Genomic DNA, 19,800 nt, shown 5'->3' with positions numbered 1-19,800 from the left:
CACGGCGCGGCCGGGCGAGCAGCCCGGCCGCGCCGTCCTATGCTCGGCGGGTGACGAGCTACCCCCCGCCGCCCGGCCAGCCTCCCTACGGGCAGGGCTACCCCGCTGCTCCGGACGGCAACCAGGCCGTGTGGTCGCTGGTCATCGCCATCGTCAGCATCTTCCTGGCCTGCTGCTGTGGCGTGTTCTCGATCGCCGGTGGCATCGCGGCCATGATCCTGGCCAGGAACGAGCGCACCCGCGCTGAGCAGTGGAACGGCCCGTACGCCGACACCTCGATGGCGACCGCCGCCTACTGGCTGGGGGTGGCCGCGATCGTGATCGGCGTGCTGTCGCTCATCGGGACCGTCGTCAGCGTGGCGCTGGAGTTCGCGCTGGCGTGACCGGGCGCGGCAGCAGCAGGCTGCCCACCGCCGCCGCCACGGCGAGCGCCCCCGCCAACAGCCACGCCGACGTGTAGTCCCCCGAGGCGGCGCGCAGGGCGCCACTGGCCGCCGCTGCGACGCCGGCACCGATCATGTGCGCCGCGAACACCCAGCCGAAGACGATGCCGCCCCGCTCGGCCCCGAACGCGGTGCGGCACAGCACCACCGTCGGCGGGACCGTGGCGACCCAGTCCAGACCGAACAGCGCCACGACCAGGAGCATCGGCGGCTCCACCGTCGGGCCGAGCAGCGCCGGCACGGCCAGCAGCGCGAGGCCACGCAGCGCGTAGTAGACCGACAGCAGCAGGCGCGGGTCGTAGCGGTCGGTCAGCCAGCCCGAGCCGATCGTGCCGACGATGTCGAAGATGCCGACCACGGCCAGCAGCCCGGCGGCGGTCGTGGCCGCCATCCCGTGGTCGTGGGCGGCGGGCACGAAGTGGCTGCTGATGATCCCGTTCGTGGTCCAGCCGCAGACGAAGAACGTGCCCGCGAGCAGCACGAACGAGCGCGTCCGGAACACCTCGCGCAGCACCGTCACTGCGTGGACGACGGCGGCGGCCGCGGTCTGCGGCACGACGGCGGCCGCCTCGTCGTCGATCCCGCCGTACGGCTCCAGACCCACGTCGGAGGGCCGGTCGCGCAGCACCACCGCGACGACCGGCACCAGGGCCGCGCAGCAGGCCGCGATCGCCAGCGAGGCGGCGCGCCAGCCGAACTCGTCGACGATCGCGGCCAGCAGCGGCAGGAAGACGAGCTGCCCGGTGGCCCAGGCCGCGCCCAGGATGCCCAGCACGAGGCCGCGCCGGGCGACGAACCAGCGGTTGACGACGATCGCGCCGAACACGAGCGCGACCGAGCCGGTGGCGACGCCGATCACCAGGCCCCACAGCACCGACAGTTGCCACGGCGCGGTCATCGCCGTGGAGGCCAGGCAGCCCAGGGCGATCAGCAGGAGGGCGGCGACGGCGGTGCGGCGCACGCCGATCCGCTCGAGCAGCGCGGCAGCGAACGGCGCCGCCACCCCGTAGACGATGAGGTTGAGCGAGACGGCGATCGACGTCTCGGTGCGGCTCCAGCCGAGGTCCTCCTCGATCGGCACCAGCATCACGCCGAGGCTGGACCGGAACGCAGCCGACGCGAGGAGCACCAGGAAGGTCACGCCCGCGACGAGCCACGCTCGGTGGACCCGCCGCGAGGGCCGCCGCGAAGCCGGCCGACCGGCGATGGACGCACCCGCGCCCGCCGGGGTTCCCATGTCCTTCACGGTGTCTCTTCTCGTCAGGGGGCCAGCCAGGCGCCCCACGGCGTCAGCCGCGCGATGCCGAAGACGGCGGCCAGCACGCCCATCGCCGTCACGGTGCGGGCCGACCAGGTGAGGTAGCGCGCGGGCAGCCCGCGTGCCCGCCGGCCGAGCCACACCAGCCACGCCACCACGCCCACGCAGACCAGGGCGACGGCCAGCAGGTTGCTCGAGACGGCGGCCGCGACGTCGCCGCGCGTCAGCAGGTTCACGGCGCGCAGCCCCCCGCAGCCGGGACAGGGCTCGCCGGTCAGGAAGAGGAACGGGCAGAAGCCGTAGGCGCCCTCGACGTGGGGGTCACGGAAGTGCAGCAGCGCGAACGCCGCGAGGCCGGCGCCGCCGGCGATCAGCGGGGCGCGCAGCAGACGACCGCGCGAGGCGGTCGTCGGGATGACCTGATCGGTCAGTGATCCTTCACCCGGCTGGTGCCGTACCCGGCGACGGACATGACCTTGCCGAGCGGGAGCGCACCCACCGCCAGCACGACGCCGATCGTGAAGAGCACCCAGTTCGGCTCGGGGATCAGGGCGATCCCGCCGATCAGGAAGCCGGCGAGGCTGAAGAGGACGGCGGTCCAGGCGGCCGGCGACGATCCGTGCGACATGGGTGGTGCTCCTAGTGGTGCTCGGGGTGGTTCGGACGACAGCCTACTCGGTGGTCAGGCGGTGGGATCGACGCCGTCGTCCATCGCCTTCCACAGGTCGCTCGCGTCGGGCTCGCGGGCGGCCGGGGCCTCGTACTTGCGACCCATCGTGGCCCAGCGCGGACCGAGCCACGCGACGGCGGCACCCGCCACGACGATCAGCACGAAGCCGGCGATCGCGAACGTTGGAGCGGCGGTGGAGCTCCAGTCCACCGAGGCACCGGCGACGGCCGCCTCGTCGATCGCGCGCTGCTGCGCCGTCTGCAGCGCGTCGCTCGTGCGGCTCGAGATCGCGACGCCGACCACGCCCGCCACCGCGACGAGGGCGCCGATCACGCGACGCAGCCGGGGCCCGCCGGCGAGCACGCCGAGGGCGGCGGCCATCACCAGGATGGCGAGCCCGGCCGCGCCCGGGACGACGTCGGCTCCGGACACCGTGAGGTCGGTCTCGGGGATCCCCGCCGCGCGAGCGGTGGCCTCGGACCACGTGGCGCGCACGGCCAGCAGGGTGCCCGCGCCGAGCGCCAGCAGCAGGAGGACGGCGGGCCCGAGGAGGTTGCGGTTCACGTCAGCAGGTCCTGGTCGAAGCACGTGGTGGTGCCGGTGTGGCACGCGGCGCCGACCTGGTCGACGACGACGAGCAGCGTGTCGCCGTCGCAGTCGAGCCGGACCTCGCGCACGTGCTGGGTGTGGCCCGAGGTCTCGCCCTTCACCCAGTACTCACCGCGGCTGCGGCTCCAGAACGTGGAGCGGCCCGTGGTGAGGGTGCGGTGCAGCGCCTCGTCGTCCATCCAGCCGACCATCAGCACGGCGCGCGACGTCGCGTCCTGCACCACCGCCGCGACCAGGCCGGCGTCGTCGCGCTTCAAGCGGGCGGCGATCGCCGCATCCAGGGAGCTCACGTGCCCCAGTGTCTCAGGCGCGGCCCCGCGCTCCGCATCAGGCGAGGGTCGCCTGCGCCACCCACGACGCGTGCAGGCGCGCGTAGACGCCCTCGGCCTTGACGAGGTCGCGGTGGTGACCGTCCTCGACGAGACGGCCCTGGTCGAAGACGAGCACGCGGTCGGCGTTCTCCGCGGTGGACAGCCGGTGGGCGATCGTCACGCTCGTGCGGCCCTGCAGCAGCCGGTCGAGCGCCCGGGTGGCGCGCAGCTCGGTCTGGGGGTCGACGGCACTCGTGGCCTCGTCCAGGACGAGGAACGCCGGGTCGGCCAGCGCCGAGCGGACGAGCGCGACCAGCTGCCGCTCCCCCGCCGAGAGCGACTCGCCCCGCTGACCCACGCGGGTGTCGAGTCCGCGCGGCAGGGCGGCGAACCAGTCGGCGAGGCCGAGCCGCTCGACGGCGTCGACGAGGTCGGCGTCCATGGCGGTGCGCGATCCGTAGCGCAGGTTCTCGCCCAGCGTCGCGTCGAACAGGAAGCCCTCCTGCGGCACCATCAGCACGTGGCGGCGCAGGTCGTCGAACGGGACCTGCGCGATGTCGACGCCCCCGAGCACGACGCGGCCCGCGGCGGGGTCCATCAGGCGCGTGAGCAGCTTCGCGAACGTGGTCTTGCCCGAGCCGGTCTCGCCCACGACGGCGACCCGCTGGCGCGCCTCGATCGTGACGTCGACGTCGGCCAGCACCGTGGGGCCCTCGGGGTAGGCGAACGACACGTGCTCGAACTGCGCCTCGAGGTCGCCCTCGGGAAGGCGCTGACCGCCCGGGCCCGGGTCGACCACGTCGGCCGGGGTGTCGAGCAGGTCGAGGACGCGGCGCCACGACGAGATCGCGTTCTGCGCCTCGGAGATCACCTGGGTGGCCATCTGCGCCGGGCCGGTGAAGAGCCCGACCAGGAACACGAAGGCGACGATCGTGCCGACGGAGAGCTCTCCGAGCACGCCCAGCCAGACGCCCACGGCCAGCACCGCGGCGTTGGCGATGCCGCCCACCAGGATCGCGGCCGAGAACGCGCCGGCAGTGATCGTCTGGGCGCGGATGTTGTTGCGGTAGTTCGCGCTCACGGCGACGTCGACGCGGTGCTGGGTGCGGTCCTCGATGCCGTAGGACCGGACGACGGCCGCACCCACGACGGGCTCGGCGATGACGGCGAGCATCTCGCCGACGCTGGCGCGCACGCGGTCGTAGGCCCGCGACATCGCGCCGGCCAGCCAGCGCAGGCTCACCGCGAGCGGCACGAAGCTGATCAGCACGACCAGCGTGAGCTGCCACGACAGGAACGCCATGACCACCGTCGCGACGAGCATCTGGCCGATGCTGACGATCATCATGATCCCGGTGAACTGCAGGAACTGGCTGATCTGGTCGACGTCGGAGGTGACCCGGGAGACGAGCGACCCGCGGCGCTGCGTGTTCTGCGTCAGCATCGACAGGTCGTGGACGTGACGGAACGCCGCGACGCGCAGGTTCGCCAGCCCCCGCTCGCTCGCGGTGAAGATCCGCACCTTCGACCAGTAGCCGCAGATGGCGATCACGATCATGAGCAGGGCGGCGATGCCCACGTAGCGGGCGATCAGGGCGGTGTCGACGTCACCGGAGCCGAAGCCGTCGTCGAGCGCCGCGCGCACCACGATCGGGACGAGAGAACCGCCGGCAGTGCTGAGGAGCGCGAGCACCAGCGTCAGCCAGATGCCCTCGGTGATCTCGGGGTTGCGGCGCATGCCGCGGACGAGGACGGAGATGCCGCCCTCGCGGGGTGCGGACTCACTCATGGTCGACCTCCTCACGGGCCTGGTCGTACGCATCGACGAGGTTGCGGTAGGCGACCGAGCGCTCGCGCAGCTGCGCGTCGGTGCCGCGATCGGCGACGCGGCCGCCGGCGAGGAAGACCACCTCGTCCGCCAGCGCGATCGTGGCCTTGCGGTACGCCACGACGACGGTGGTGGGCGAGCCGTCGCGATCGGCGAGGGCGCGCAGGATGCGCTGCTCGACCTCGGGATCGAGGGCGCTGGTCGCGTCGTCCATCACCAGCACGCGCGGGTCGCGCACGAGCGCCCGGGCCAGGGCGAGACGCTGGCGCTGGCCACCCGAGAGCGAGGTGCCCCGCTCCCCCAGCTCGGTGTCGAGGCCGTCCGGCAGCGCGGAGACGAACCGGTCGGCCTGCACGATGCGCAGCACCTCCCAGACCCGCTCGTCGGGGACGTCGAGGTCGAGCACCACGTTGGCGCGGACGGTGTCGTCGAACAGGAACGTGGACTGCGGCACGAGGGCCACCGCGCGGGTGAGCGCCTGCTGCGACAGCCGGCGCGCGTCGGTGCCGCCGATCAGCACCGCGCCGTCATCGGGATCGACGAGGCGTGTGACGAGCGACGTCAGGGTGCTCTTGCCGCTGCCGGTGGCACCCACGACCGCCGTGACGGTGCCGGCGGGCACGGTGAACGCGATGTCGTTCAGGACCGCGGTGTCGGGCTCGTCGGGGTGGCTGTAGTCGAGGTCGGTGACCGTGAGGTCGACGGGCCCGGCGCCCGGGACGCGGGCGTCGCCGTAGTCCATGGCGTCGTCCTCGTCGATGACGCGCGAGACCCGGTCCCAGCCGACGACGGCGCGCGGCAGCTCGCCCAGCACCCAGCCGAACGAGCGGATCTGCATGCCGATCACCGTGAACAGGTAGGCCACCTGGACCACGTCGCCCGCGTCGGCGCCGCCGCCCTGCACGCGCCACGCGCCCAGCAGCAGCACGGCCAGGACGGCGAGGTTCGGCAGCGCCTCGATGACGGGGTCGAAGATCGCGCGGATCCGGCCGATCGCGATGGCGGCGTCACGCAGCCGCTCGCTGGCGGCGCGGAAGCGGGCCGTCTCGTCGGCCTCGCGGCCCAGCGACTTCACGACGAGGGCGCCGTCGAACGACTCGTGGGCGACGGTGGAGACGTCGCCGCGCAGGCTCTGGGCGAGCGCGATCCGCGGCCCCTGCCACCGCTGGTAGACGGCGTTGGCGACGAAGAGCAGCGGGATGACCACGAGCCCGACGACGGTGAGCACCGGGTCGGCCAGCACCATCGTGGCGATCGCGGCGACCAGCATGGCGATCGTGCCGAGCGCCATCGGCAGTGGCATGAAGACCGACCACGTGGCCTCGACGTCGGCGTTGGCGTTGCTGAGCAGCTGACCCGCGGGGTGGCGGTGGTGCCAGCGCAGTGGCAGCTGGAGGTAGCGGCGCGTGACGCGCAGGCGGTCGTCGCGCACGAGCCGGAAGAACACCACGCCGCCCAGCAGGCGGCGGCCGACGACGCCCACGGTGCGCAGCACCGCGGCCAGCACGAACAGACCCACACCGGCCCACAGGGTGGACCACGTGACGGCACCGGCGGCGACCGAGGGGGCGATGACGTGATCGGTGGCCCAGCCCAGCACCCAGGCGTCGGCCACGGTCATCACGCCGAAGAGCAGGGAGGCGAGCGCCGCCCACGTGAACATCACCTTCTGGCGGGCGATGCCGCGACCCATGACCCCGAAGCCACGTCGGGTCAGCCGGTCGGTGCCACCGCCGCTGAGGGTGTCGAGCGCCGGGGCGCTCACCGAACCACGTGTCCGGCGGCTCGCAGCGTCTCCTTCACCGCGGGGATCGTCAGCGTTCCGAAGTGGAAGACACTGGCGGCCAGGACGGCGTCGGCGCCCGCGTCGACCGCGGGGGCGAAGTGCTCGAGTCGCCCGGCACCTCCGCTGGCGATGAGGGGGACGTCGGTCGCGCCGCGGGCGGCACGGATCATCTCGAGGTCGAAGCCGGCCTGCGTGCCGTCGGCGTCCATCGAGTTGAGCAGGATCTCGCCCGCGCCCAGCTCACTGCCGCGGCGCACCCACTCGATCGCGTCGATGCCGGCCGAGCGGCGGCCGCCGTGGGTGGTCACCTCGAACCCGCTGGGCTGATCGTCTGCACGTCGAGCGTCAACGCTCAGGACGAGCACCTGATTCCCGAAGCGGTGGGCGATCTCGCCGATGACGTCGGGCCGCGCGATCGCGGCGGTGTTGATGCCGACCTTGTCGGCACCGGCGCGCAAGAGCCGGTCGACGTCCTCGACCGCACGCACGCCCCCGCCGACCGTGAGCGGGATGAACACCTGCTCGGCGGTCTGGCCGACGATGTCGTAGGTGGTGGAGCGGTCGCCGCTGGAGGCGGTGATGTCGAGGAAGGTGAGCTCGTCGGCGCCCTGGGCGTCGTAGACCCGCGCCATCTCGACCGGATCGCCCGCGTCGCGCAGGTCGACGAAGTTCACTCCCTTGACGACGCGACCGCCGTCCACGTCCAAACAGGGGATCACACGGACGGCTAGGCTCACGGCCATGAGCGTAGTGCGTGGGTCCGACGTTCCTACGAGCCGCCTCTGGCTCCTGGCGGCGGTCACCGCGCTGGCTCTCGGGGCCTGCTCGGAGTCCCCCGACGAGACGCCCGACCCCGCGACCTCCGCGACCTCGGCAGCGCCCAGCCCGACGACGGAGCCGCCCACCTCGGAGCCGCCGGCCGCCCTGCCGGCGATCGAGGAGCTGACCGTCGCTCCGGGCGTCGTGGGCCCGGCGCGCACCGGGATGTCGCGCGACGAGGCGCTCGCGACCGGGCTGTTCGACGCCGACGTCGAGGTCCCCGGCGAGGAGTGCGGCCGCAGCGAGCCGCTCGGGTGGAAGGCCGACTACGCCTCCTCGCTCGACGTGCTGACGAAGGAGGACGGCACCGTCGTCTCCTTCGGCGTCCGTGGCGAGCAGCCCCGCACCGCCGAGGGCCTGGGCGTCGGCAGCACCCTGAAGGACGTGACGGGCGTCTACGAGACCGCCGAGATGGTCGAGGCCGGCTACGGGCAGACGGGCGTGTTCGTCACCGAGGGCGACGCCTGGCTGGGCTTCCTGTTCACGGAGGACACCGAGTCGATCGAGCCCACCAGCGAGGTCCTGATGCTCGAGGTCACCACGGGCACGCGTCCCGACCTCATGCGCGACGGCTGCTGAGCCTCAGCCCTCGTCCTCGTCCTCGCGCCCGCTCAGGCGGCGCTCGATCTTCCGCTCGTGGTGCTCGATGCGCTGGCCCCGGTTGACCACGTGCATGAGCCAGCCGACGCCGACGCCGAGGATCGGGAAGATCGGCCAGAAGAAGAGCGGCTCGCCGCTGGCGATGCTGGTGGCGCCCCAGATCCCGCTGGTCATGACACCGATGGCCACGACGCCGTTGCGGGCGTCACGCGTCTCGCGCCGGTAGCGCCGCAGCGCCTCCTCGTGAACGGACAGCGCCGCGGGCGTGGGCGCCTCGAGATCCTGGAGCAGGGGCACGAACTCGCCGAGCAGCGTGGCCGCGAGGGCGGCGTGCGACCTGCGGTCGAACTCGGTCCGGTCGAGCCGGCCGTCGGCGTAGGCCTCGCGCAGGGCCTCGACCGCCGTCTCACGGTCCTGGTCCCCCGCGCGGATGCCCGCCACCTCCGCACGTCGCGGATCGGCGCTGAAGCCCTCCCACCGCACGAGGCCGGCCACGACTACTCCGCGACCGCGGCCAGCGCGTCGGGCAGCGTGAAGGCGCCCGCGTAGAGCGCCTTGCCGACGATCGCGCCCTCGACGCCGATGCCGGTCAGCGTGGCGATCGCGCGCAGGTCTTCGAGGCTCGAGACGCCGCCCGAGGCGACGACCGGCTTGTCGGTCTGCTCGCACACCTGGCGCAGCAGGTCCAGGTTCGGACCGGTGAGCGTGCCGTCCTTGGTGACGTCGGTGACCACGTAGCGCGCGCACCCGTCGGCGTCGAGGCGGGCCAGCACCTCGAACAGGTCGCCGCCCTCCTTCGTCCAGCCCCGGGCGGCCAGCGTGCGGCCACGGACGTCGAGGCCGACCGCGACCCGGTCGCCGTACCGGGCGATCGCCGAGCGGCACCAGTCGGGATCCTCGATGGCGGCGGTGCCCAGGTTGACCCGGCGGCAGCCGGTGGCCATGGCGGCGTCGAGCGACTCGTCGTCGCGGATGCCGCCCGAGAGCTCGACCTTCACGTCCAGCCGGCCCACGACCTCGGCCAGCAGGTCGCGGTTGCTGCCCTTGCCGAAGGCGGCGTCGAGGTCGACCAGGTGGATCCACTCGGCGCCGTCGGCCTGCCACTGCAGGGCCGCGTCGAGCGGGGAGCCGTAGGACGTCTCGCTGCCGAGCTCGCCCTGGACCAGGCGCACGGCCTGGCCCTCGGCGACGTCGACGGCGGGGAGGAGTTCGAGAGTCACCCCGCGATCGTATCGACCGCCCTCCGTAGAGTGGGCGGGCCATGAACGACAGCCACCCCGACCACGCCCCGGCCGACACCGACGACCTCATGGAGCCGTCGGCGGTCACGCTGCCCCACACCCCCGCCGAGGACGTCCTGGGCGTGCTCACCGGCACGTGGCTGGCCTCGCTGGGCCTGCACCTGCTCTACGAGGCGCACGCGGTCACCGGCGGCACCGCCGGCCTGTCGCTACTGATCACGTACGCCGTGGCCCTGCCGCTCCCCGCCGTGCTGCTGCTGGCGAACCTGCCGTTCTTCGCGCTCGCGCTGTGGAAGAAGGGCTGGCGGTTCACGGTGCGGTCCGTGATCGCCGTCGCGCTGCTCTCGCTCTTCACCGCGGTGCACGCCGAGATGATCCCCTCCCCCGACCTCGCGCCCGTCTACGGGATCGCCACCGGCAACCTGCTGGCGGGCGTGGGCATCCTCATCCTGTTCCGGCACGGCTCGAGCCTCGGCGGTTTCAGCGTGCTGGCCCTCATCGCGCAGGAGCAGGCCGGCCTGCGCGCGGGGTACGTGCAGATGGCCCTGGACCTGCTCGTGGTCCTGGGCGCCCTGCTGGTGGTGCCGTGGGACAACGTGCTGCTGTCCGCGCTCGGCGCGGTGATCCTCAACGTGGTGCTGGCGTTCAACCACCGTCCGGAGCGCTACCGCGCCTGACCCCTAGAGCGTGGCGATCCAGTTCTCGAGCAGGCGGCGGCCGGCGTCGCCGGACTTCTCCGGGTGGAACTGCGTGGCCCACAGCGGACCGTGCTCGACGGCGGAGACGAAGCGGTCGCCGCCGTACTGCGTCCACGTGACGCCCGGCGCGCGGAAGGGCGTGCCCTCCGCGTCGACCAGCCACTCGCGCACGCCGTAGGAGTGCACGAAGTAGAAGCGCTCGGACTCGATCCCGGCGAACATCACCGTGTCGGCGGGCGGCTCGACCGTGTCCCAGCCCATGTGCGGCACGATCGGCGCCTGGATCTTCTCCACCGTGCCGGGCCACTCGCCGCAGCCGGTGCTGCGCACGCCGTGCTCGATGCCCTCGGCGAAGAGGATCTGCATGCCCACGCAGATGCCCAGCACGGGACGGCCGGCGATGAGGCGTCGCTCGATGATCCGCTCACCGTCGACCGCACGCAGGCCCTTCATGCAGGCGTCGAACGCGCCGACGCCGGGCACCAGCAGGCCGTCGGCCTGCTCGGCGACCTCGCGGTCGGCGGTCAGCACGACGTCGACGCCGCGCGACTGGCCCGCGCGCTCGACGGCGCGCACGGCCGACCGCAGGTTGCCCGAGCCGTAGTCGAGGACCGCGACCGTCGTCATCGGACCGCTCCGCTCACAGCGCGCCCTTGGTCGACGGGATCCCCGTCTCGCGCGGGTCGGGCTCGACGGCGGCACGCAGGGCCCGCGCGAGGGCCTTGAACTGGCACTCGGCGATGTGGTGCGGGTCGCGTCCGGAGATGAGGTTCATGTGCAGGGTGATCCCGGCGTGGTGCGCGATCGACTCGAAGACGTGCGAGGTCAGCGAGCCGATGTACGAGCCGCCGATGATCGCGGTGATCTGGCGCTCGGGCTCTCCGGTGTGCACGAAGTAGGGGCGTCCCGACACGTCGACGACGCACTGGGCGACGGCCTCGTCCAGCGGGATCATGGCGTTGCCGTAGCGGCGGATCCCGGCCTTGTCGCCGAGCGCCTCGCGGAGCGCCTCGCCGATGCAGATCGCCGTGTCCTCCACCGTGTGGTGGGCGTCGATGTGCAGGTCGCCCTCGGAGCGGACGGTGAGGTCGATGAGCGAGTGACGGCCCAGTGCCGTGAGCATGTGGTCGTAGAAGCCCACGCCCGTGCTGATCTCCGTGCGGCCGGTGCCGTCGAGGTCGAGCTCGACGACGACGTGCGACTCGGACGTCTTCCGCTCGATCCGTGCCTGCCTGCTCATCGGGGATCCACCTCCATCAGTGCGGCGCGGAACGCCTGCATCTCCTCCGGGGTGCCGATCGACACCCGGAGCCAACCGTCGGGTCCCGTCTCGCGGATCAGGACCCCGTGGTCGACCAAACCCTCCCACACGGCGCGACGATCGGGGAAATGCCCGAACAGGAGGAAGTTCGCGTCGGACGTGGCCACGTCGTACCCGCGCTCGGCCAGCCAGGCCGCCGTCTCGTCGCGGGTGGAGCGCAGGGCGTCGACCTGGGCGAGCAGCTCGTCGGTGTGCCGCAGGGCGCCGAGCGCCGTGGCCTGGGTGACCGAGGAGAGGTGGTACGGCAGCCGCACGATGCGCAGCGCGTCGACGACCGCGGGGTCGGCCGCGAGGTAGCCCAGGCGTCCCCCGGCGAGGGCGAACGCCTTGCTCATCGTGCGGGTGACGATCAGTCGGGGGTGACCGGCGAGCAGCTCGAGCGCGGTGGGCGTCCCCTCGCGCCGGAACTCCGCGTAGGCCTCGTCGACCACGACGATGCCGGGCGCCACGTCGAGCACGGCGCGCAGCTCCTCGGGCGCCAGCGCGGTGCCCGTGGGGTTGTTCGGCGAGGTCAGGAAGACCACGTCGGGCTGCTCGGCCTCGACCAGCGCGACCGCGGCGGGCACGTCGATCGCGAAGTCCTCGCGCCGCCGGCCCGCGACCCAGCGCGTGTGCGTGTTGCGGGCGTACTCGGGATACATCGAGTAGGTCGGCGCGAACGACACCGCCGTGCGACCCGGGCCGCCGAACGCCTGCAGGATCTGCTGCATGACCTCGTTGGAGCCGTTGGCCGCCCACACCCGGTCGGCCGTGAGCCCGTGACCGAGGTAGGCCGCCAGGGCCTCGCGCAGCGCCCACGCCTCACGGTCGGGGTACCGGTTCAGCTCCAGCGCGGCCTGCTGGACCGCGCCGGCGATGTCGGTCGCCGCCTTCTCGCTCGGGCCGTAGGGGTTCTCGTTGGTGTTCAGGCGGACCGGGACGTCGATCTGGGGAGCGCCGTACGGCTCCTCGTTCCTCAGCTCGTCGCGGATCGGCACCCAGGCGGGAACCGTCATCGCGTCCGCTCCAGGCGCGCGGTGACGGCCGCGCCGTGGGACGGCAGGTCCTCCGCCTCGGCGAGCGTGACGACCTTCGGCCCGACGTCGCGCAGGGCGGCCTCGGAGTAGGACACGACGTGCATGTTCTTCACGAACGCGCGCACGGACAGGCCCGAGGAGTGGCAGGCGCACCCGGCGGTGGGCAGCACGTGGTTGGACCCGGCGGCGTAGTCGCCGAGCGAGACGGGGGTGAACGAGCCGACGAACACGGCCCCGGCGTTGACGATGCGGTCCGCGAGCGCGGACGCGTCGGCCGTCTGGATCTCGAGGTGCTCGGCCGCGTAGGCGTTGGCGACGTCGACGCCCTGGTCGGTGTCGCGCACCAGCACGGTGGCCGACTGGGAGCCTGCGAGGGCCGTGCGGATCCGTTCCTCGTGACGGGCCAGGGGCACCTGGCGGACCAGCTCGGCGTCCACCGCGTCGGCGAGCTCGAGCGAGTCGGTGATAAGCACGGCGGCGGCCATCGGGTCGTGCTCGGCCTGGCTGATGAGGTCGGAGGCGACGAACGCGGGGTCGGCGGTGGAGTCCGCGACGATCGCGATCTCCGTGGGGCCGGCCTCGGAGTCGATCGCCACGACACCCTGCAGGTGGCGCTTCGCGGCGGCGACGTAGATGTTGCCCGGACCCGTGACGAGGTTGACGGGCTCGTTCTCCTCCGTGCCGTACGCCAGCATGGCGAGCGCCTGCGCGCCACCGGCGGCGTAGACCTCGTCGATGCCCAGGCGCGCGCACGCGGCCAGGATCGTCGGGTGCGGCAGGCCGCCGAACTCGACCTGCGGGGGGCTGGCCAGGGCGATCCCGGGCACGTCGGCGACCTGGGCCGGGACGGCGTTCATGATCACGGTGCTGACCAGCGGCGCGAGGCCGCCGGGCACGTAGAGGCCGACGCGCTGCATCGGCACGATCCGCCGCTCGACGAGCGCGCCGGGCGCCACCTCGACGGAGACGGTGCGCTCCAGCTCGGCCTCGCAGGTGGCCCGCAGCCGGGAGATCGACTCGTCGATGGCCTCCAGGACGGCGGGATCCAGGCCGACGCGCGCCTTCTCGATGTCCTCCGCGGACACGCGGAGGCGCTCGGGCCGGACGCCGTCGAAGCGCTCGCCCGCGTCGAGGACGGCGGCGGCGCCGCGGTCGCGCACGTCGTCGCAGATCGGGACGACCGCCGCGAGCGCATGCTCGACGTCGACCTCGGCACGGGGCACCGCGTCGCGGTACCCATCGGTCTGGTCACGCAGGTCGAGTCGTCTCAGCACACCCTGAAGTCTAGGTCGCGCGATGGCCTAGCCTCACAGCGTGTCCCACTCCCCCACCGACGCGCACTGGCAGCAGCCGGTGACGGCGGGCGCGGTCACGGCGCTCGTGGGCTTCACCTCGTCGTTCGCGGTGGTGCTGGCCGGCCTGCGAGCCGTGGGGGCGACCCCGGCCCAGGCCGCCAGTGGCCTGCTGGCGCTGACCCTGGGCTTCGGCGTTCTGATCATCGCGCTGGCCCTCGTGCACCGCGTCCCGGTGACGCTCGCATGGTCCACGCCCGGCGCGGCGCTGCTCGTGTCCACCGGGTCGGTCGAGGGCGGTTGGCCCGCCGCGGTGGGCGCCTTCGTCGTGACCGGCCTGCTGATCGCGCTCATCGGCGCGGTCCCGGCACTGGGGGCCCTCGTCGCTCGGATTCCCACCGAGATCGCCCAGGCAATGCTCGCCGGGATCCTCCTGCAGCTGTGCATCGCGCCGTTCGTGGCCCTGGCCGACGCCCCCGGCTACGTCGCCCCCGTCATCGTCGCGTGGGTCGTGGCCAGCCGGATCGCCCCACGCTGGGCCGTGCCGGTGGCGCTGCTGGTCGCGATCGGCGCGATCGTCGTGGCGGCGTCCCGCTCCGGTGAGTCCCTCGACACCGCGTCGCTCGTCCCCCACCTCGAGTGGACCACGCCCACGTGGACGTGGCCCGCGATCGTCGGCATCGCGCTGCCGCTCACGATCGTCACGATGGCCTCGCAGAACCTGCCGGGCGCAGCCGTGCTGCGCAGCTTCGGCTTCTCCGTGCCGTGGCGGTCGTCGGTCGTGTCCACCGGGCTCGGCACCGCGGTCGTGGCGCCGTTCGGTGGTCACGCGATGAACCTCGCGGCGCTGTCGGCCGCGCTCGCCGCGGGCGAGGAGGCCGGCCCCCGGGAACGGCGCTGGATCGCCGCCACCTCGGCCGGCGTCGGCTACCTCGTGATCGCCGGGGCCGCGGGCCTCGTCGTCGCGCTCGCCGACGTCGCGCCCCCGGGCATCATCGAGGCGGTGGCCGGACTGGCCCTCATCGGGGCGCTCGTCGCCTCGCTGCAGGGTGCCTTCGCGCACGAGCGTCACCGCACGAGCGCCGGGCTGACCTTCCTCTTCGCCGCCTCCGGCGTCTCCCTGCTGTCGGTCGGCGCCGCCTTCTGGGCCCTGCTGCTGGGGCTCGCGGTCCGCGCCACGCTCGAGCGCGACTGACAGTTTCCCCGGTTAAGCGGGGAAACTGTCACTTCACGTGGTTCGCGAACCACGTTAAGTGGCAGAAAACCCGGTTAACCGGGGAAACTGCACCCCGGACGGCGGTAGCCTCACGCAGGTGGTCAACAAGAAAGTCGGCGACGCGACCCCGGCGCTCGCGGCACTGCACCGCGCGGGCGTGACGGTCACCGCCCACGCCTACGAGCACGACCCGCGAGCCCGCTCCTACGGGCTCGAGGCCGCCGACGCCCTCGGGCTGGAGCCGGCGCGGGTCTTCAAGACGCTGATGATCGACGTCGACGGCACGCTGGCCGTCGCGGTCGTCCCCGTCTCGGGCAGTCTCGACCTCAAGCGCGCCGCGGCGGCGCTGAACGGCAAGCGCGCGCAGCTGGCCGATGCGGCCGCCGCCCAACGCGCCACGGGGTACGTCCTCGGTGGGATCAGCCCGTTCGGGCAGCGGCGCCTGCACCGCACGGTGGTCGACGCCAGCGCGATGACCCACCCGACGGTGTTCGTCTCGGGCGGGCGGCGGGGGCTCGACCTGGAGATCTCGCCCGACGACCTGGTGGCTCAGACCCGGGCCGTCACGGCTCGGATCGCTCGCTGACCTCGTCCGCGAGCTCCTCGTCGTCCTCTTCCCCGTCGGAGCTGAGGTAGAGCGCGAGCGTGTAGCTCAGCACCGCGACGAGCGGCCACACGAGGAACGGGACGATCCCGTCGACCGCGAACTGGGCCGACACCTCGTCGCCCACCTCCAGGCCCTTGACGCTCTCGGGCGGCGGAGGTCCGAGCCAGATCCCGAGCCGCCAGCACACGAGCGAGGCGGCGCTGGACGCCGCGGCGAGCCCGAGGACGGTCTCCCACCGTCCGGGGCGCGTGAGCCGGTGGGTGGCGACGCCCGCGAGGACGCCGAAGACGATCCCGACGACGACGAACACCGCCACGACCTGGAAGCTGCCGGTGGCGTTGACCTCGGTGAGCACGAGCCCGCGCTCGGTGGCCAGCCACTGCGAGGGCCGTCCGAAGGCCCACCACGCGACCGCCGCCGGGATTCCTCCGGCGACGACCGCCAGCAGGACGCGCGACGTGCGGGTCACGCGAGGCACCCCGGTCCGAGCAGTTCCTTCAGGTCGGCGAACAGCGACGACGTGGTGGACACCCGCAGTCCCTGGTCGAGGCGCATCGTCGTGGTCTTGCCCTGGCCGGAGAGTCTCAGGTGCACCTCGGTGACGCCCGGGTGCGCCCCGAGCACCTGCTTGAAGGCGTTGATCGTGTCCAGCGTGCAGCGCGAGGCGGCCAGGCTGACGACGAGCGGCTGGTCGGTGCGCCCCTCCCCGATCGCCGGGCGGGTGACCTCGTTGGCCGACAGGTCCATGCCGTCGTCGTTGCGCCGCACCCGGACCTTCGCCACGACGAGCGAGTCCTGGGTGAGCACCGAGGCGGCGAGGTTGTAGGCCGCGGGGAACACCGCGATGTCGACCGAGCCCTCGAGGTCCTCGAGGGTGATCGTCGCCCACGTGTCGCCCTTCTTGCTCATCCGGCGCTGGACGCTGGTGACCAGGCCGCACAGCTTCAGCACGTCGCCGTCGGGGCGGTCGCCGTCGAGCAGCGTGCCGATCGAGGAGTCGGAGTTGGCCGCCAGCACGTGCTCGAGCCCGCCGAGCGGGTGGTCGGACACGTAGAGGCCCAGCATGTCGCGCTCGAACGCGAGCTTCTGCGTCTTCTCCCAGTCGGCGATGTCCGGCACGGTGATGCCGAGTCCGTCGAACTCCTCCTCGAACGCGCCGAACAGCGAGTCCTGGCCGATGGCCGCGTTGCGCTTGATGTCGATGTACTGGTCGACCGCCTCCTCGGCGATCGAGGCCAGCGCGCGCCGTCCGTGCCCGAGGGAGTCGAACGCGCCGGCCTTGATCAGCGAGTCGAGGACGCGCTTGTTGCACACCTGCGTGGGGACCTTGTCGAGGAAGTCGGCGAAGTCGGTGAAGGCGCCCTTGGTCTCGCGCGCCTCGATGATCCCCGCCACGACGTTGGCGCCGACGTTGCGCACGGCGGTGAGGCCGAAGCGGATGTCGGGACCGACCGAGGCGAAGTTCGCCACCGAGTCGTTGACGTCGGGCGGCAGCACCTTGATGCCCAGGCGCCGGCACTCGGCCAGGTAGAGCGCCGACTTGTCCTTGTCGTCCTTGACGCTGGTGAGCAGGGCCGCCATGTACTCGGCCGGGTAGCGCGCCTTGAGGTAGGCGGTCCAGTAGCTGATGACGCCGTAGGAGGCCGAGTGCGCCTTGTTGAACGCGTAGTCGGCGAACGGGACGAGGATCTCCCACAGCGTCTTGACGGCGTTCGTGGAGAAGCCGCGCTCGACCATGCCGGCCTCGAAGCCGACGAACTCCTGCTGGAGGACCTCGCGCTTCTTCTTGCCCATGGCGCGACGCAGGTTGTCGGCCTGTCCGAGCGAGTACCCGGCCAGCACCTGGGCGATCTCCATGACCTGCTCCTGGTACACGATCAGCCCGTAGGTCGTGCCCAGGATCGGCTTGAGCGCCTCGGTCAGCTCAGGATGGATGTAGTCGATCTCCTGGCGGCCGTTCTTGCGCTTGGCGTAGTTCGTGTGGCTGTCCGCGCCCATCGGACCGGGACGGTAGAGCGCGATGACGGCGCTGATGTCCTCGAAGTTGTCGGGCTGCATCTGCTTGAGCAGCTGGCGGATGGGCGGCGAGTCGAGCTGGAACACGCCGAGCGTGTCGCCGCGGCACAGCAGCGCGTAGGCCTCGGGATCGTCGAACGCGAGGTCCTCGAGCACGAGGTCGATGTCGCGGTTCGCCTTGATGTTCTCGATGGCGTCATTGAGGACCGTGAGGTTGCGCAGGCCCAGGAAGTCCATCTTGACCAGGCCGAGCGACTCGCACATCGGGTAGTCGAACTGCGTGATGACCGAGCCGTCGGCCTCGCGCTTCATGATCGGGACGATGTCCAGCAGCGGGTCGCTGCTCATGATCACGCCGGCGGCGTGCACGCCCCAGTTGCGGATCTGGCCCTCGAGGCCCAGCGCGATGTCGTAGACCTTGCGCACGTCGTGGTCCTGCGCGTGCAGGTCACGGAAGTCCTTGCCGTCGTTGTAGCGCGGGTGCGACTCGTCGAAGATGTCGGCGAGCTTCACGCCCTTGCCCATCACGTCGGCGGGCATCGCCTTGGTGATCTTGTCGCCCATGGCGAAGGGGTAGTCCAGGATGCGGCTGGCGTCCTTGACCGCGGCCTTGGACTTGAGCCGGCCGAACGTGGCGATCTGGGCGACCTTGTCGGTGCCGTACTTCTGGGTGACGTACTGGATGACCTCGCCGCGGCGACGCTCGTCGAAGTCGATGTCGAAGTCGGGCATCGACGGGCGCTCGGGGTTGAGGAAGCGCTCGAAGATCAGGCCGTTCTGCAGCGGGCACAGGTCGGTGATCCGCAGTGCGTAGGCCGCGATCGAGCCGGCGCCCGATCCACGGCCCGGACCCACGCGGATGCCGTTGTCCTTGGACCAGTTGATGAAGTCGGCGACGACGAGGTAGTACCCGCAGTAGCCCTTCTGCGCGATGATGTCGAGCTCCATCTCGGTGCGGGCGCGCACGTCGTCGGAGAAGTCGGTGCCGTAGCGCGACTCGATCCCGCGCCAGACCTCCTGGCGGAACCAGGACTCCTCGGTCTCTCCGGCGGGCACGTCGGCACGGGCCATGTAGCCGCCCGTGGACTCGGTGAACTCGACGTCGCAGCGCTCGGCGATCAGGAGCGTGTTGTCGCACGCCTCCTTCATGCCGTGCTTGTCCTCCCACAGCGAGCGCATCTCGGCGGCGGACTTGATGTAGTAGCCGCCGCCGTCGAACCGCAGGCGCTTCTCGTCGCTGATCCGCTTGCCGGAGGCGACGCAGATCAGCGCGTCGTGGGCCGCGGCGTCCTGCGGGTGCGTGTAGTGGGAGTCGTTCGTGGCGACCGGCGGGATGCCGAGCTCGCGGCCCAGGCGCAGGAGGTCGTCGCGGACCCGGCGCTCGACCGAGATGTCGTGGTCCATCAGCTCGAGGAAGAAGTTCTCCTTGCCGAAGATCTCCTGCAGCTCGGCGGCCTCGCGCCGCGCCTCCTCGTACTGCCCCAGGCGCAGCCGGGTCTGGACCGCGCCCGACGGGCAGCCGGTGGTGGCGATGAGCCCGTTCGAGTAGGTCTCCAGCAGCTCGCGGTCGGCGCGCGGCTTGTAGTAGTAGCCCTCGAGGCTGGACAGCGACGACAGCCGGAACAGGTTGTGCATGCCCTCGGTGGTGGAGGCCCACATCGTCATGTGGGTGTAGGCACCACCGCCGGCGACGTCGTCGCCGCCCTCCTCGGCCGCGTTGCCGCGGCCCCAGCGCACCCGCTTCTTCTCGCTGCGGTGCGTGCCGGGCGTGAGGTAGGCCTCGAGGCCGATGATCGGCTTGACGCCGTGCTTGCGCGCGGTGTTCCAGAAGTCGTACGCGCCGTGCACGTTCCCGTGGTCGGTCATCGCGATCGCCGGCATCTGCTGCTCGGCGGTACGTTCGAACATCCCGTCGAGCAACGAGTGTCCGTCGAGCATCGAGTACTCCGTGTGGACGTGCAGGTGCACGAAGCTCGAATCACTCGCCATGGTCGCCGTCGGCCTCCGCTACGTCGTTCGTGCCCCGCCCGGGGACAGGTGTCGGGCCGCCAGAGGAGCCGGCGGCCGAG

21 protein-coding genes are annotated in these 19,800 nt (G+C 72.2%); 5 read left to right on the top strand and 16 right to left on the bottom strand.

What is annotated here, in order from left to right; genetic code table 11:
- The first annotated feature begins 50 nt into the window (after nucleotides 1-50).
- The gene (locus ACY1JX_RS16615; protein WP_462564655.1) at nucleotides 51-383 is read left to right on the top strand and encodes a hypothetical protein; all 333 of its coding nucleotides are present in this window, start codon (nucleotides 51-53) and stop codon (nucleotides 381-383) included.
- Here the strand turns inward: ACY1JX_RS16615 and ACY1JX_RS16610 are convergent.
- From ACY1JX_RS16610 to hisF, 8 genes are all read right to left on the bottom strand, one after another.
- On the bottom strand, nucleotides 352-1,680 hold the full coding sequence (locus ACY1JX_RS16610) for an MFS transporter (protein ID WP_462564653.1): 1,329 nt from the start codon (nucleotides 1,678-1,680) through the stop codon (nucleotides 352-354). The two genes, ACY1JX_RS16615 and ACY1JX_RS16610, sit on opposite strands and share 32 nt — an antisense overlap.
- A gap of 23 nt (nucleotides 1,681-1,703) precedes the next feature.
- The gene (locus ACY1JX_RS16605; protein ID WP_462564652.1) at nucleotides 1,704-1,937 is read right to left on the bottom strand and encodes a hypothetical protein; all 234 of its coding nucleotides are present in this window, start codon (nucleotides 1,935-1,937) and stop codon (nucleotides 1,704-1,706) included.
- Nucleotides 1,938-2,128: 191 nt separating this feature from the next.
- A complete protein-coding gene (locus tag ACY1JX_RS16600) occupies nucleotides 2,129-2,329 on the bottom strand; it encodes an HGxxPAAW family protein (protein ID WP_462564651.1) in 201 nt (66 codons plus the stop codon).
- 54 nt (nucleotides 2,330-2,383) lie between these two features.
- Nucleotides 2,384-2,935: a Trp biosynthesis-associated membrane protein gene (locus ACY1JX_RS16595; RefSeq protein ID WP_462564650.1), complete on the bottom strand. Its 552-nt coding sequence runs from the start codon at nucleotides 2,933-2,935 to the stop codon at nucleotides 2,384-2,386.
- The gene (gene hisI / locus ACY1JX_RS16590; protein ID WP_462564649.1) at nucleotides 2,932-3,270 is read right to left on the bottom strand and encodes a phosphoribosyl-AMP cyclohydrolase; all 339 of its coding nucleotides are present in this window, start codon (nucleotides 3,268-3,270) and stop codon (nucleotides 2,932-2,934) included. Before hisI ends, ACY1JX_RS16595 begins: the two co-directional genes overlap by 4 nt.
- A 37-nt stretch (nucleotides 3,271-3,307) precedes the next feature.
- Complete coding sequence (locus ACY1JX_RS16585) at nucleotides 3,308-5,080, bottom strand: ABC transporter ATP-binding protein (RefSeq protein WP_462564648.1); 1,773 nt, start codon at nucleotides 5,078-5,080, stop codon at nucleotides 3,308-3,310.
- The gene (locus tag ACY1JX_RS16580) at nucleotides 5,073-6,884 is read right to left on the bottom strand and encodes an ABC transporter ATP-binding protein (protein WP_462564647.1); all 1,812 of its coding nucleotides are present in this window, start codon (nucleotides 6,882-6,884) and stop codon (nucleotides 5,073-5,075) included. The genes ACY1JX_RS16585 and ACY1JX_RS16580 overlap by 8 nt, the downstream gene beginning before the upstream one ends.
- The gene (gene hisF / locus ACY1JX_RS16575; protein ID WP_462564646.1) at nucleotides 6,881-7,642 is read right to left on the bottom strand and encodes an imidazole glycerol phosphate synthase subunit HisF; all 762 of its coding nucleotides are present in this window, start codon (nucleotides 7,640-7,642) and stop codon (nucleotides 6,881-6,883) included. The genes ACY1JX_RS16580 and hisF overlap by 4 nt, the downstream gene beginning before the upstream one ends.
- 4 nt (nucleotides 7,643-7,646) lie before the next feature.
- On the opposite strand from hisF, the gene ACY1JX_RS16570 reads away from it, so the two are divergent.
- Nucleotides 7,647-8,303 carry a hypothetical protein gene (locus ACY1JX_RS16570; protein ID WP_462564645.1) on the top strand — a complete coding sequence of 219 codons (657 nt, stop codon included), beginning with the start codon at nucleotides 7,647-7,649 and terminating at the stop codon, nucleotides 8,301-8,303.
- A 3-nt stretch (nucleotides 8,304-8,306) separates the two neighbouring features.
- Here the strand turns inward: ACY1JX_RS16570 and ACY1JX_RS16565 are convergent, their stop codons facing one another.
- Together ACY1JX_RS16565 and priA are read right to left on the bottom strand one after the other, a co-directional pair.
- Nucleotides 8,307-8,819: a DUF1707 domain-containing protein gene (locus ACY1JX_RS16565; protein ID WP_462564644.1), complete on the bottom strand. Its 513-nt coding sequence runs from the start codon at nucleotides 8,817-8,819 to the stop codon at nucleotides 8,307-8,309.
- A gap of 2 nt (nucleotides 8,820-8,821) precedes the next feature.
- Nucleotides 8,822-9,544, bottom strand: coding sequence for a bifunctional 1-(5-phosphoribosyl)-5-((5-phosphoribosylamino)methylideneamino)imidazole-4-carboxamide isomerase/phosphoribosylanthranilate isomerase PriA (gene priA / locus ACY1JX_RS16560; protein WP_462564643.1), 723 nt, complete (start codon nucleotides 9,542-9,544; stop codon nucleotides 8,822-8,824).
- A 41-nt stretch (nucleotides 9,545-9,585) separates the two neighbouring features.
- On the opposite strand from priA, the gene ACY1JX_RS16555 reads away from it, so the two are divergent.
- Nucleotides 9,586-10,242: a YitT family protein gene (locus ACY1JX_RS16555; protein ID WP_286928227.1), complete on the top strand. Its 657-nt coding sequence runs from the start codon at nucleotides 9,586-9,588 to the stop codon at nucleotides 10,240-10,242.
- A 3-nt stretch (nucleotides 10,243-10,245) separates the two neighbouring features.
- Here ACY1JX_RS16555 and hisH read toward each other — a convergent pair whose 3' ends face one another.
- Genes hisH through hisD form a run of 4 tightly spaced genes read right to left on the bottom strand, consistent with a single transcriptional unit; the run spans nucleotide 10,246 to nucleotide 13,874 of the window.
- On the bottom strand, nucleotides 10,246-10,890 hold the full coding sequence (gene hisH, locus ACY1JX_RS16550; RefSeq protein WP_181756808.1) for an imidazole glycerol phosphate synthase subunit HisH: 645 nt from the start codon (nucleotides 10,888-10,890) through the stop codon (nucleotides 10,246-10,248).
- Nucleotides 10,891-10,903: 13 nt separating this feature from the next.
- Nucleotides 10,904-11,503 carry an imidazoleglycerol-phosphate dehydratase HisB gene (gene hisB / locus ACY1JX_RS16545; protein ID WP_181756807.1) on the bottom strand — a complete coding sequence of 200 codons (600 nt, stop codon included), beginning with the start codon at nucleotides 11,501-11,503 and terminating at the stop codon, nucleotides 10,904-10,906.
- The gene (locus ACY1JX_RS16540) at nucleotides 11,500-12,579 is read right to left on the bottom strand and encodes a histidinol-phosphate transaminase (RefSeq protein WP_462564642.1); all 1,080 of its coding nucleotides are present in this window, start codon (nucleotides 12,577-12,579) and stop codon (nucleotides 11,500-11,502) included. Before ACY1JX_RS16540 ends, hisB begins: the two co-directional genes overlap by 4 nt.
- Nucleotides 12,576-13,874: a histidinol dehydrogenase gene (gene hisD, locus ACY1JX_RS16535; RefSeq protein ID WP_462564641.1), complete on the bottom strand. Its 1,299-nt coding sequence runs from the start codon at nucleotides 13,872-13,874 to the stop codon at nucleotides 12,576-12,578. The genes ACY1JX_RS16540 and hisD overlap by 4 nt, the downstream gene beginning before the upstream one ends.
- A gap of 40 nt (nucleotides 13,875-13,914) precedes the next feature.
- Here hisD and ACY1JX_RS16530 point away from each other — a divergent pair, with 40 nt between their 5' ends.
- Together ACY1JX_RS16530 and ybaK are read left to right on the top strand one after the other, a co-directional pair.
- Nucleotides 13,915-15,087 carry a benzoate/H(+) symporter BenE family transporter gene (locus ACY1JX_RS16530; protein ID WP_286928220.1) on the top strand — a complete coding sequence of 391 codons (1,173 nt, stop codon included), beginning with the start codon at nucleotides 13,915-13,917 and terminating at the stop codon, nucleotides 15,085-15,087.
- A gap of 118 nt (nucleotides 15,088-15,205) precedes the next feature.
- Nucleotides 15,206-15,694, top strand: coding sequence for a Cys-tRNA(Pro) deacylase (gene ybaK, locus ACY1JX_RS16525; protein ID WP_181756804.1), 489 nt, complete (start codon nucleotides 15,206-15,208; stop codon nucleotides 15,692-15,694).
- Here ybaK and ACY1JX_RS16520 read toward each other — a convergent pair.
- Together ACY1JX_RS16520 and dnaE are read right to left on the bottom strand one after the other, a co-directional pair.
- Nucleotides 15,672-16,184: a hypothetical protein gene (locus ACY1JX_RS16520; protein WP_462564640.1), complete on the bottom strand. Its 513-nt coding sequence runs from the start codon at nucleotides 16,182-16,184 to the stop codon at nucleotides 15,672-15,674. The two genes, ybaK and ACY1JX_RS16520, sit on opposite strands and share 23 nt — an antisense overlap.
- The gene (gene dnaE / locus ACY1JX_RS16515; protein WP_462564639.1) at nucleotides 16,181-19,720 is read right to left on the bottom strand and encodes a DNA polymerase III subunit alpha; all 3,540 of its coding nucleotides are present in this window, start codon (nucleotides 19,718-19,720) and stop codon (nucleotides 16,181-16,183) included. The genes ACY1JX_RS16520 and dnaE overlap by 4 nt, the downstream gene beginning before the upstream one ends.
- Nucleotides 19,721-19,800 lie beyond the last annotated feature (80 nt).

The organism is Aeromicrobium sp. JP4 (genome assembly GCF_054957925.1).
The sequence above is the reverse complement of the archived record's forward strand: the minus strand, read 5'-3'. Positions and strand labels throughout refer to the sequence as shown.